This is a genomic window from Citrobacter sp. MGH 55, from assembly GCF_016906145.1.
Taxonomy (GTDB): Bacteria; Pseudomonadota; Gammaproteobacteria; order Enterobacterales; family Enterobacteriaceae; genus Citrobacter_A; species Citrobacter_A amalonaticus.
On the sequence record NZ_CP070239.1, the window covers coordinates 1,924,137 to 1,935,689 of the forward strand.

Here is an 11,553-nt window from a genome sequence, read left to right on the forward strand (position 1 = left end):
ATGACGCTTACCGGGCCTATTTAGCGTACGGGATTACTCTTCGTTTTCCGCCAGTTCGCGCAGATACTGGAAGATCTGACGTGCGGACTTCGGCGGTTTATTCCCTTCTTTCTCTTTCTTCGCATTGCGGATCAGCGAGCGTAACTGCTGACGATCGGCGTGCGGCCACAGATTCAGCACCTCTTCTACCGCGTCATCGCCTTCATCGATCAGACGATCGCGCAGATGCTCAAGCTTGTGAAACAACACCACCTGCTGGTTGTGGCGGTTTTTCAACTTATCCAGCGCCTGACGGATAGGATCCACCTCGCGTTGGCGCAGCATTTTACCAATCAACTGCAACTGGCGGCGGCGACCTTCCATCTTGATACGCTGGGCCAGCTCAATGGCGGCACGCAGGTCCGCATCAAGCGGGATTTTGTCCAGCGCGTTTTTCCCCAGATCCACCAGTTCCGCGCCCAGGCGTTTTAGCTCCTCGGCGTCGCGTTTAATTTCACTTTTGCTGACCCAGATAATTTCATCGTCTTCGTCTTCGATGTCATCACCGGGAACGTCGTCGAGCCAGTCTTCGGGCTGCTTTGTCATGTCAGGCTCCTTAAAAAAAGAGGCTAATGTTACCAGTTAAGATGCGCACTGAAAAACGGTTCTCTGTTAGACTTCAAAGAAACTCTCTCTACATTATGGCATTTGCGATGAAAGTAATCTCACAAGTTGAAGCGCAGCGTAAGATTCTGGAAGAAGCAGTTTCGACAGCGCTGGAGTTAGCCTCAGGCAAATCGGACGGGGCGGAAGTCGCCGTAAGCAAAACGACCGGCATCAGTGTCAGCACCCGTTATGGTGAAGTGGAGAATGTCGAATTCAATAGCGATGGTGCGCTGGGGATTACCGTCTACCATCAGAACCGTAAAGGCAGCGCCTCATCGACCGATTTAAGCCCACAGGCGATTGCCCGTACCGTCCAGGCGGCGCTGGATATCGCGCGCTACACCTCACCGGATCCGTGCGCCGGTGTAGCCGACAAAGAACTGCTGGCTTTTGACGCGCCGGATCTGGACTTGTTCCACCCGGCTGACATTTCTCCGGACGAAGCCATCGAACTGGCAGCGCGTGCCGAACAGGCCTCTTTGCAGGCCGACAAACGCATCACCAATACGGAAGGCGGCAGCTTTAACAGCCACTATGGCATTAAAGTGTTCGGCAACAGCCACGGTATGTTGCAGGGCTATTGCTCCACCCGCCATTCGCTGTCCAGTTGCGTAATTGCCGAAGAAAACGGCGATATGGAGCGCGATTACGCCTACACCATTGGTCGCGCGATGGGCGATCTGCAAACGCCGGAATGGGTAGGCGCAGACTGTGCTCGCCGCACGTTATCCCGCCTGTCTCCGCGCAAACTCTCGACCATGAAAGCGCCGGTGATTTTTGCTAACGAAGTGGCGACCGGGTTGATTGGACATCTGGTTGGCGCAATTGCGGGCGGTTCGGTGTACCGCAAATCCACGTTCTTGCTGGATTCGCTGGGCAAACAAATTCTGCCTGAATGGCTGACCATTGAGGAGCATCCGCACCTGCTGAAAGGACTGGCCTCCTCACCGTTTGACAGCGAAGGCGTGCGCACGGAACGTCGTGACATTGTGAAAGACGGCGTTCTGACCCAATGGCTGCTGACCAACTATTCCGCACGTAAGCTGGGGCTGAAAAGCACCGGTCATGCGGGCGGCATTCATAACTGGCGTATTGCCGGACAAGGGCTGAACTTTGAGCAGATGCTTAAAGAGATGGGCACCGGTCTGGTGGTCACTGAACTGATGGGCCAGGGCGTGAGCGGCATTACCGGGGATTACTCCCGCGGCGCAGCCGGTTTCTGGGTTGAAAACGGGGAAATTCAATACCCTGTGAGCGAAATTACCATCGCCGGAAATTTAAAAGAGATGTGGCGCAATATTGTGACGATTGGTAACGATATTGAAACACGTAGCAATATACAGTGTGGTTCAGTACTGTTGCCGGAGATGAAAATCGCCGGGCAGTAAACATCCATGGCGCGACCTGCCGCGCCATAACAATAAAAAAAAGGAAGTGAGCAATGCGTAAACATCTGTTAGCAATCATCGCAGCTTCAACGTTAGTTTTGGGCTCTTCCGTGTTCGCCGCTGATCTGGAAGATAATATGGAAACGCTTAACGATAACCTGAAGGTAATCGAAAAAGCGGATAACGCGACGCAAGTGACCGATGCGTTAACCAAAATGCGCGCCGCTGCGCTGGACGCGCAAAAAGCGACGCCGCCAAAACTGGAAAGCAAGGCCTCAGATAGCCCGGAAATGAAAGATTTCCGTCATGGTTTCGACGTTCTGGTCGGCCAGATCGACGGTGCGCTGAAGCTGGCAAACGAAGGGAAGGTCAAAGAAGCGCAGGCCGCGGCGGAAGAATTCAAAACCACCCGCAACGCGTATCACAAGAAGTATCGTTAATTGTCTTGCTCACCTGATGTCTCCAGAGGGACATCAGGTGACCGTCACAGGATGATTTGCGGATGTTTAATTCCGCAGGCTCTGGCGTAACGGACAATCGTTTCCAGACTGGCCTTGATAATATTCGCTTCCATCCTGGAGACTGTCGGCGGCGTAACCCCCATTCTTTCAGCAACTTGCGCGCGAGTTAATCCCGCGTGTTTACGCCATTGTGCGAGCATAGCTTGTAGACGTGCCTTCCGCTCTTCCACTTCCATTGCGGCTTGTACATCAGGATCGGACATCAGGTCTGCTCTGACGTCGTCCCAGGCGACGCTTTTAGTTTTTTTGCTCATTGAGCATCTCCTCCAGCCTTTCGAAGGCTAGCATCATTTCTTGTTTGGGCGTTTTCTGCGTTTTCTTAATGAACACGCGTAACAGATAGATGGTTTTGCCTTTCTGATAGACATACAGACCACGGCCTGGCTCGGTTCCCATTGTGCGAATCTCAAAAAGACCAGCACCGAGAGGTTTGCTGTCGGGTTCCCGTAATGCAGTCGCATTAATTTTTAACTTATCAATCAAGCGAATCATTTTTGCCCTGACGGTGGGCGGTAAACTTGCCAGCTCGCTGGCAACATCGACATGCAGCATGACGGTAAACACGGCATCTCTCCCTGATAAAATATTAGCATAAAAGCTAAATTAGCTTATAGGCTAATTTAGGTGTTTCCTCTTTATGATGGGGACGCATAGCCATCACCGTATTTTCTTGTAAACACAAATTCCGCGCCAGCGTGGGGTTTAGCCTATGCGTAGCGCCTCGCAGAGATTCGTCATAAGTCTTTTGGATACTATGGTTGAAAATCGCTCTTTGCTCACAGTTTCAGACTTTCTTCTCTGCTGGCGTCGCAACGAAACGCCGTTGATATCTGTGAATAAAATCACACTTTTCCAGCGATAAATCATCAAACCCCCCTTTTCTGTGGAACAGATCACTATTGCCACTCGCCTTTCCACTTCGAAGTGGAAAACAACTCGCTACAAACTTTTTACCCCCACCGCTAGTTTTAACTCAGAGCCATTAACGGGGTAAGACGAGTGAATAACGGAGCAGTAATGAACGACATGGGGGAACAGGTGGCGCAGATTGGTGAACTGGCCGATCGCATGCTGGCGCAAGTGTATGCCTTGCTGCGTGAACATCACATCATTCCCAACGCCGTACAGGAACAAATGCTGACGTCTCACGTGCGCGCCATGGCGCACCGGTCGGTGACCGGCGAGCCTTTGCCGGAAGTGGAAGCCAGTTTGTTTGATGAAATTTCAGCCGACTCAATGGCGCTTGCCCGCGACGTGGTCGCAGCGTTTGGCAACCTTCCCGAGGAAGAAGCCTGGCTGCTGTCCGTCCACTTTGAAGTCGCGAAAGACAACCTTTAAGGAGCAACAACATGGAACAGATTACAGTCGTGATTGGCGATCGTCTGGGTAAAGGCCAGAAAGTGGCGGCAGGCGTCGAGAAAGCCGGTGGTCGTGCGGTGGTAGTACCGGGCGTTGCCGCGGATATGAAACTGGGGGACGTGATGAAAGCGGAAAACGCCACGTTCGGCATCTCTTTTTGCGGCAGCGGCGGCGCGGGCGCCATCACTGCACAGAACAAATACGGTTACAAAGCCAAATACGGGATGCGCTCTGTGGATGAAGGCGTAACGGCGATTAACGAAGGCTGCAACGTGCTGGGGTTCGGCTTTATGGATAAAGAAGAGCTTGGCGAGCGCCTGGTCCAGGCGTGGCAGAAAAAATACGGCGCGTAAGTATGAAAGAACAATTCACCACAACGGTGAGAGTCACCGGTAAAGGCGAAGCCAAAGCGCGCGCCTTTGCCGATGCCCTGAACCACGTTCAGGCCGCGGTCATGAAGGCATCGCCGCACATTTTACTGCGTATTGAGCCACAGGATGTGCAGGTTGTTCAAGCGCGTGAAGCGGTGCGCAAAGAAGCGTTTTTGTTCTTCTTTCTGCGCCGGGAACGACGCACTTACAGCGTGGAGCTGGATGTGACCGTCAACGTGACAGCCATCAATCTGGACAAGGTGGATTTTGTCTCGCAACGCTGATTCTTGTTAAGAAGGCATAATTATGTTCCTGATAATTTTAATAAAATCGCTCATCATCGGTGCCCTCGTCGGCGTGGGTGTGGGGGCCGGGGCTGCACGCATGTTTCATGCGCCTACCACACAGGGAATGGGTGCGTTTCGAACTCTGGGGGAACTGAATTCCTGCGAAGGGGATCCGGCTTCTCACTTCTCGTTTGGTCTGGGCTTTTTCTTCAACGCTTGGGCCTCATCCGTTGCGGCGGGCTCGTTCACACAGGACGTGGATCACCGCATCATTCCTAACTGGGGCGCGGCAGCGCTGATGATCAAAAACCGTAACGTCGGTGAAACGCTGCATGACCCGAAAAAAATGGCGATTGCCTGCGGCGTCATTGGCATGATCGTCGTGACCTTCCTGAACCTCACGGCTTCTTCCGTACCGGAAGCGTTGCAGGTGACCGCCGTTAAGGTGCTGGTCCCTGCGGCAAACCTGCTGGTCAACACCGTGATGCCGGTGATCTTCTGGCTGGCGGCGATCGATGCCGGTAAGAAATCAGGCTTCTGGGCAACCGTTTTCGGCGGCGCGGCACAGTTGATCATGGGTAACGCCGTACCGGGTCTGGTCCTCGGCATCCTGATTGGTAAAGGCGTTGAAGAGAGCGGCTGGAACCATGTGACCAAAGTGATGATGGCGGCCATCGTCCTGCTGTTCGTCCTGAGCGGCTTCTTCCGTGGCTTCGACATGAAGATGATCGAATCCTTCCACATGACCGTGCCGAACTGGCTCGAACTGATCCACAACTCGCTTAGCGGCAAATAACGGAGGCCACAATGGAACAGAATAAAGGTTTTTGGTTTGCCGACTGGTCGTTCCCGATCTTCGTTGGCCTGCTCTCCTCCGGCGTGTTTGCCGGGACGCACATGTACTACCTGTACGGGATTGGCGCGTTTAACGAAGTGGCGTTCGTGGCGATGCTGAAAGCGGGGATTGATACCGGATCGTACGGCGCAGTGGCCGCGTTTGGTGCCAGCTTCCTGTTCGCCCGCATTATCGAAGGCTCCCTGGTGGGGATTCTGGATATCGGCGGTGCGATTCAGACCGGCGTTGGTCTGGGGGTTCCGGCGTTGTTGTTGGGCGCAGGCATTGTGTTCCCGGTTGAGAACTTTATCGCTTCTCTCGCTACGGGGCTGGCGATCGGCCTGGCGATTGGTTACGTCATTATCCTGGCGCGTAAGTTCACCATCAATCAGAGTGACTCGACCTACGGGGCGGACGTGATGATGGGTGCCGGTAACGCCTCGGGGCGTTTCCTCGGACCCTTGATCATCCTCAGCGCGATGACGGCGTCGATCCCTATCGGCGTGGGTTCTTTGGTCGGCGCACTGCTGTTTTACATCTGGCAGAAACCGATCACCGGGGGCGCTATCCTTGGCGCCATGATTTTAGGTTCAATCTTCCCGATTGCGATTAGCTAATTGCCTGATGGCAAAGCGCTTATCAGGCCTACGGATAAGCGCGTCTTTGTAGGCCGGATAGGGTGGTTACGCCGCTATCCGGCAAAAGGAGAGAGACATGTTTGATTTACTCCTGCGCCGTGCGCGTCTGGTTGACGATACGGTCTGTGATATCGCCCTGAAGGACGGCAAAATCGCCGCGTTAGGCGAGATAAATGACCCGGCGGTGAAAACCGTTGAGCTCAACGGCGAATACTACGTCAGCGCCGGATGGATTGATTCCCACGTTCACTGTTATCCAAATTCTCCGATTTATCACGACGAGCCGGACAGCGTAGGCATTGCCACCGGCGTGACGACCGTGGTGGATGCGGGCAGTACCGGTGCCGATGATATTGATGATTTCTATACCCTCACGCGCGACGCCGCGACGGAAGTCTATGCACTTCTGAATATCTCCCGCGTCGGGCTGATTGCACAAAACGAACTGGCGAATATGGCCAACATCGATGCCGACGCGGTGCAGCAGGCGGTGAAACGCTACCCTGATTTCATCGTCGGCCTGAAAGCGCGTATGAGCAGCAGCGTGGTGGGTGAAAATGGCATCACGCCGCTGGAACGCGCCAAAGCGATGCAGCAAGCGAACGGTGATTTGCCCCTGATGGTCCACATTGGCAATAACCCGCCGGATCTGGATGAGATCGCAGAGCGCCTGACGGCGGGCGATATCATCACCCACTGCTACAACGGAAAACCCAATCGCATTCTGACGCCGGAGGGCGAACTGCGCGCCTCGGTCACCCGGGCGATTCAGCGAGGCGTGCGTCTGGACGTCGGGCACGGCACGGCCAGCCTGAGTTTTGCGGTGGCGAAACGTGCCATCAGCTTAGGCATTCTGCCGCACACCATCAGTTCTGATATCTATTGCCGCAACCGTATCAGCGGCCCGGTGCATTCGCTGGCGAATGTGATGTCGAAATTCCTCGCCATCGGGATGTCGCTGCCGCAGGTCATCAACTGTGTGACGGCGAATGCCGCCGACGGCTTGCGTCTGAAATCCAAAGGTCGCCTCCAGCCAGGTCTGGACGCTGACTTAACCCTCTTTACTCTGAAGCGTCAGCCAACCGTGCTGATCGATGCCGAAAATGACAGCTTACAGGCTGAAAAACTGCTGGTGCCGCTTGCCGCAATACGTGCGGGCAAGGGCTATATGACCGAACAAGGGAGCGCGGAACATGCCTTCGATTTTTGAGAAATACCATTTAAAGCAGGTAATTAATACCTCCGGACGAATGACGGCGCTGGGCGTGTCCACGCCGCGCCCGGAAGTGGTGGACGCGGCGATGGCCGGTATGAACCAGTACTTTGAGATGAAAGATCTGGTGAATAAAACCGGGGAATACATTGCGAAGCTGCTGGATGTGGAAGGGGCGACGGTGGTTTCCTGTGCGTCTGCGGGCATTGCTCAGTCGGTGGCCGCCGTGCTGGTCCAGGACAGCGACTGGTTGCTGGAGAACCTGCACGTCACACCGATTGAGAATAACGAAATCGTGTTGCCGAAAGGGCACAACGTTAACTTTGGTGCGCCGGTTGGCACGATGGTGGCGCTGGGCGGTGGCAAGCTGGTGGAAGCCGGATATGCCAATGAATGCTCTGCCGTACAGCTGGCGGCGGCAATCACCCCACGCACGGCGGCGATTCTTTACATCAAATCCCACCACTGCGTACAAAAAAGCATGCTCAGCGTTGAGCAGGCCGTCGTCGTGGCGCGTAAACACAATCTGCCGCTGATTGTTGATGCGGCGGCGGAAGAAGATCTGCAGTGCTACTACCGTTCGGGGGCCGATCTGGTGATCTACAGCGGCGCGAAGGCGATCGAAGGCCCTACCAGCGGACTGGTCATCGGCAAAACCCAGTACGTCGAGTGGGTGAAACGCCAGACGGCGGGTATTGGCCGGGCGATGAAGGTCGGCAAAGAGGGGATTCTCGGCCTGACCTGTGCCATTGAACTCTATTTGAATGCGCAGAAAGAGAGCGGCGCGGAGATGTTGGAAAAAATGACACCGTTTATTGATGCGCTGAATGCGCTCAACGGTGTGACCGCTCGCGTGGTATGGGACAGCGCGGGACGGGATATCGCCCGCGCAGAAATTAAGTTTGATGAAGCTGTTACCGGCATCGCGACAGGCGAACTGGTGGAAGCGCTCAAGCAGGGTGAATACGCGATTTACTTCCGTGGTTACAAAGCCAACGAAGGAATTATTGAAGCAGATGTTCGCAGTGTTGATCGTGCACAGTTGGACATTGTGGCGCGCCGGATTGGCGACGTGATTAATCAGGAGAAACAAGCATGAAATTGACCCCGAACTTTTATCGCGATCGCGTCTGCCTGAATGTACTGGCCGGCTCGAAAGAGAACGCGCGTGACATTTACGACGCGGCGGAAGGTCATGTGCTGGTCGGTGTACTCTCCAAAAATTACCCGGATGTCGAAAGCGCGGTGGCGGATATGCGTGACTACGCGGCGCTTATCCACAATGCGCTCTCCGTAGGGCTGGGGGCGGGCGATCCGAACCAGTCGGCGATGGTCAGTGAAATCTCCCGCCATGTGCAGCCGCAGCACGTCAACCAGGTGTTCACCGGCGTGGCAACCAGCCGCGCCCTGCTCGGGCAGAGTGAGACGGTGGTTAATGGTCTGGTATCGCCGACTGGTACGCCAGGTCTGGTCAAAATTTCCACCGGGCCGCTGAGTAGCAAAGCGGCGGACGGCATTGTCCCGGTCGAAACGGCTATCGCGCTGCTGAAAGATATGGGCGGTAGCTCGATCAAATACTTCCCGATGGGCGGTCTGAAATGCCGTGACGAGTTTAACGCGGTGGCTGAAGCCTGTGCGCGTCATGATTTCTGGCTGGAGCCAACCGGCGGGATCGATCTGGAAAACTACGCTGAGATTCTGCAAATTGCCCTCGACGCGGGCGTCAGTAAAATCATTCCTCACATTTATAGTTCTATTATTGATAAGGTAAGCGGAAACACCCGTCCGGACGATGTGCGCCAGTTGCTGGCGCTGACCAGGGCGTGTGTAGGTTAAAAACGAGGAGAGTGATGTGCGATTCCCCAACCAACGTTTGGCGCAACTGTTTACGATGTTGCAAAACGAGACGCTGCCGCAGGATGAGCTGGCGCAGCGGTTGTCGGTTTCCACACGAACTGTTCGTGCTGATATTACAGCGCTCAACGCCCTGCTGACTCAGCACGGCGCGCAGTTTATCCTCAGCCGGGGCAACGGTTATCAGCTCAGGATCGATGACCCGGCAAGCTATCAGTCCCTGCAATCGCAGCAGCCCAGCGCGCTGCGAATTCCGCGCACCAGTCAGGAACGCGTACATTACCTGATGGTACGTTTTCTGACATCCGCCTTTTCTCTCAAACTCGAAGATTTAGCTGATGAATGGTTTGTCAGTCGGGCGACGCTACAAAACGACATGGCAGAAGTGCGTGAATGGCTGCAACGCTATCATTTGACGCTGGAAACGCGTCCGCGCCATGGCATGAAACTGTTCGGCAGCGAGATGGCGATCCGCGCCTGTCTGACTGACCTTCTCTGGACGCTGGCGCAGCAGGATCCCGCTAATCCGCTGGTGACCGAAGAGGCGCTGTATGCCGGGGTGCCATCGCAGCTTCAACCGCTGCTTGAGGAGATTTTCAATCGCTTCCATATTCGCCTTACTGACGAAGGCGAGCTGTTTTTACGTCTGTACTGCGCGGTCGCGGTACGCCGTATCAGCGAAGGGTATCCGTTGTCGGAATTCACCAACGAAGAGGTGGAAGAGAACGTGTGCCTGGCGGCGCGTGAGATTGCCGCTGTCGTGCAGCATCTGGCAAATCATCCGCTCTCGGTGTCGGAAGAGAACTGGCTGAAGGTACATATCGCGGCGCGGCAGGTGCAGGAGATTGCGCCCAGTGCGATCAATGCCGACGACGAGGAAGCGCTGGTCCATTACATCCTGCGGTTTATCAACAGCCAGTACAACTATAACCTGTTGAATGATAACCAGCTTCATGCGGATTTACTCACTCACATCAAAACGATGATCACCCGGGTGCGCTATCAGATCATGATCCCGAACCCGCTGCTGGAGAACATCAAGCAACACTATCCCATGGCATGGGATATGACCCTGGCGGCAGTCTCCAGTTGGGGTAAATACACCCCTTACGCCATCAGCGAAAACGAGATCGGCTTTCTGGTGTTACACATCGGCGTTGGGCTTGAACGTAGTTACAACATCGGTTACCAGCGGCAGCCAAAAGTTCTGCTGGTCTGCGACACGGGAAATGCGATGGTGCGGATGATTGAAGCGGTACTGGCGCGCAAATATCCGCAGATCGAGATTGTAAACACGCTGACGCTGCGTGATTACGAACAGCGCGAGAGTATCGCGGAGGACTTTGTGATCGCCACGGCGCGGATCGGTGAGAAAGACAAGCCGGTCGTGCAGATCGCCCCGTTTCCTACCGACTATCAACTGGAGCAGATCGGTAAGTTAGTGCTGGTGGACAGAACCCGTCCGTGGATGTTGAACAAATACTTCGATGCCGCGCATTTTCGTATTATCGAAGGCGAGATGGACCAGCAGACGCTGTTTAAAACCTTGTGCGATCAGTTGCAGCGTGAAGGGTTTGTCGACGCGGAATTCCTCGATTCGGTGGTGGAACGTGAGGCGATTGTCAGCACGATGCTCGGTGACAGCATTGCGCTGCCGCACGCCCTCGGACTGCTGGCGAAAAAAACGGTGGTCTACACGGTGCTCGCCCCGCAGGGTATCGCCTGGGGGGACGAAACCGCACATGTGATCTTTTTACTCGCTATCAGTAAAAGCGAGTACGAAGAGGCAATGGCCATCTACGATATCTTTGTCACTTTCCTGCGTGAACGCGCTATGACGCGACTGTGCGGCAGCCAAAACTTCGCCGAGTTTAAAGCGGTGGCAATGGAGTGTGTGAGTCGTTTTTGATGGGAGGGGCAGGAAAGACGGAAAGCAGATGCTGTCCGCCATAGTGTTTACCGTAAATGATGGACAACCTGGTTGCTGCTGCCGCGCCAGATCAGCGCCGGGTCTTTCAGATCCTGCACAAATTTGCCGTCCACCAGCACGTTAATGAGGTCCACAACCTGCATTTGCGCGGCGTTGAGTTCATCCAGCTTATAGCCGGTCCACACCCAGATATCTTTACCTGCACATTCAGCACGAATGCGCTGCACCAGCTTCAGGATATCCGGTACGTTCTGCGGATGAAGCGGATCGCCGCCGGAAAGGGAGATCCCCTGGCGGTGGATCCGCGTATCGTTTAGATCGCTAATGATCTGGTCTTCCATTGCTTTTGTGAATGGCTGACCGGAATTCAGCCGCCAGGTGCTTTTGTTGTAGCAGCCAGGGCATTCGTGCACGCACCCTGAAACAAACAGGGTGCAGCGAGTGCCGGGGCCGTTAACGATATCGACGGGATAATACTGGTGATAATTCATTTTTCCTCGTTGCATTTGGCG

15 protein-coding genes are annotated in these 11,553 nt (G+C 54.8%); 11 read left to right on the forward strand and 4 right to left on the reverse strand.

The features are described from left to right. Positions 1-33: 33 nt before the first annotated feature. A complete protein-coding gene (gene yjgA, locus JTI98_RS07665) occupies positions 34-585 on the reverse strand; it encodes a ribosome biogenesis factor YjgA (protein ID WP_044264681.1) in 552 nt (183 codons plus the stop codon). Between the two features lie 95 nt (positions 586-680). On the opposite strand from yjgA, the gene pmbA reads away from it, so the two are divergent. Both pmbA and cybC read left to right on the forward strand, forming a co-directional pair. Next, positions 681-2,033 (forward strand): metalloprotease PmbA, encoded by a 1,353-nt coding sequence (gene pmbA / locus JTI98_RS07670; RefSeq protein WP_044264679.1) that lies wholly within the window; start codon positions 681-683, stop codon positions 2,031-2,033. 53 nt (positions 2,034-2,086) lie between these two features. Further along, the gene (gene cybC, locus JTI98_RS07675) at positions 2,087-2,473 is read left to right on the forward strand and encodes a cytochrome b562 (protein ID WP_044327508.1); all 387 of its coding nucleotides are present in this window, start codon (positions 2,087-2,089) and stop codon (positions 2,471-2,473) included. A gap of 44 nt (positions 2,474-2,517) precedes the next feature. Here cybC and JTI98_RS07680 read toward each other — a convergent pair whose 3' ends face one another. Further along, positions 2,518-2,808, reverse strand: coding sequence for a helix-turn-helix transcriptional regulator (locus tag JTI98_RS07680; protein ID WP_172961308.1), 291 nt, complete (start codon positions 2,806-2,808; stop codon positions 2,518-2,520). Next, positions 2,792-3,118, reverse strand: a complete 327-nt coding sequence (locus tag JTI98_RS07685; RefSeq protein ID WP_044327507.1) for a type II toxin-antitoxin system RelE/ParE family toxin — start codon at positions 3,116-3,118, stop codon at positions 2,792-2,794. Before JTI98_RS07685 ends, JTI98_RS07680 begins: the two co-directional genes overlap by 17 nt. Before the next feature lie 435 nt (positions 3,119-3,553). Here JTI98_RS07685 and JTI98_RS07690 point away from each other — a divergent pair, with 435 nt between their 5' ends. The 9 genes from JTI98_RS07690 to JTI98_RS07730 all read left to right on the forward strand — a co-directional run bounded on the left by JTI98_RS07690 (position 3,554) and on the right by JTI98_RS07730 (position 11,020). Next, positions 3,554-3,892, forward strand: coding sequence for a glycine dehydrogenase (locus JTI98_RS07690; RefSeq protein ID WP_061075410.1), 339 nt, complete (start codon positions 3,554-3,556; stop codon positions 3,890-3,892). Between the two features lie 11 nt (positions 3,893-3,903). Beyond that, positions 3,904-4,266, forward strand: a complete 363-nt coding sequence (locus JTI98_RS07695) for an SFCGS family glycine-rich protein (RefSeq protein ID WP_012134368.1) — start codon at positions 3,904-3,906, stop codon at positions 4,264-4,266. A 2-nt stretch (positions 4,267-4,268) separates the two neighbouring features. Then, positions 4,269-4,568, forward strand: coding sequence for a DUF4312 family protein (locus tag JTI98_RS07700; protein ID WP_042321633.1), 300 nt, complete (start codon positions 4,269-4,271; stop codon positions 4,566-4,568). A gap of 22 nt (positions 4,569-4,590) precedes the next feature. After that, complete coding sequence (locus tag JTI98_RS07705) at positions 4,591-5,367, forward strand: DUF4311 domain-containing protein (protein WP_042999221.1); 777 nt, start codon at positions 4,591-4,593, stop codon at positions 5,365-5,367. Positions 5,368-5,378: 11 nt separating this feature from the next. Continuing rightward, positions 5,379-6,023 (forward strand): DUF4310 family protein, encoded by a 645-nt coding sequence (locus JTI98_RS07710; RefSeq protein WP_042999222.1) that lies wholly within the window; start codon positions 5,379-5,381, stop codon positions 6,021-6,023. Between the two features lie 97 nt (positions 6,024-6,120). Continuing rightward, complete coding sequence (locus tag JTI98_RS07715; RefSeq protein ID WP_216082098.1) at positions 6,121-7,254, forward strand: amidohydrolase/deacetylase family metallohydrolase; 1,134 nt, start codon at positions 6,121-6,123, stop codon at positions 7,252-7,254. Then, positions 7,238-8,356 (forward strand): DgaE family pyridoxal phosphate-dependent ammonia lyase, encoded by a 1,119-nt coding sequence (locus JTI98_RS07720; protein ID WP_216082099.1) that lies wholly within the window; start codon positions 7,238-7,240, stop codon positions 8,354-8,356. Before JTI98_RS07715 ends, JTI98_RS07720 begins: the two co-directional genes overlap by 17 nt. Then, entirely contained in the window at positions 8,353-9,093 is a 741-nt protein-coding gene (locus JTI98_RS07725; protein WP_216082100.1) for a KDGP aldolase family protein, read from the forward strand. The genes JTI98_RS07720 and JTI98_RS07725 overlap by 4 nt, the downstream gene beginning before the upstream one ends. Before the next feature lie 16 nt (positions 9,094-9,109). Next, positions 9,110-11,020 carry a transcription antiterminator gene (locus JTI98_RS07730; protein WP_216082101.1) on the forward strand — a complete coding sequence of 637 codons (1,911 nt, stop codon included), beginning with the start codon at positions 9,110-9,112 and terminating at the stop codon, positions 11,018-11,020. 47 nt (positions 11,021-11,067) lie between these two features. On the opposite strand, the gene nrdG is transcribed toward JTI98_RS07730, so the two are convergent. After that, positions 11,068-11,532, reverse strand: coding sequence for an anaerobic ribonucleoside-triphosphate reductase-activating protein (gene nrdG / locus JTI98_RS07735; RefSeq protein ID WP_042999227.1), 465 nt, complete (start codon positions 11,530-11,532; stop codon positions 11,068-11,070). Positions 11,533-11,553: the final 21 nt, after the last annotated feature.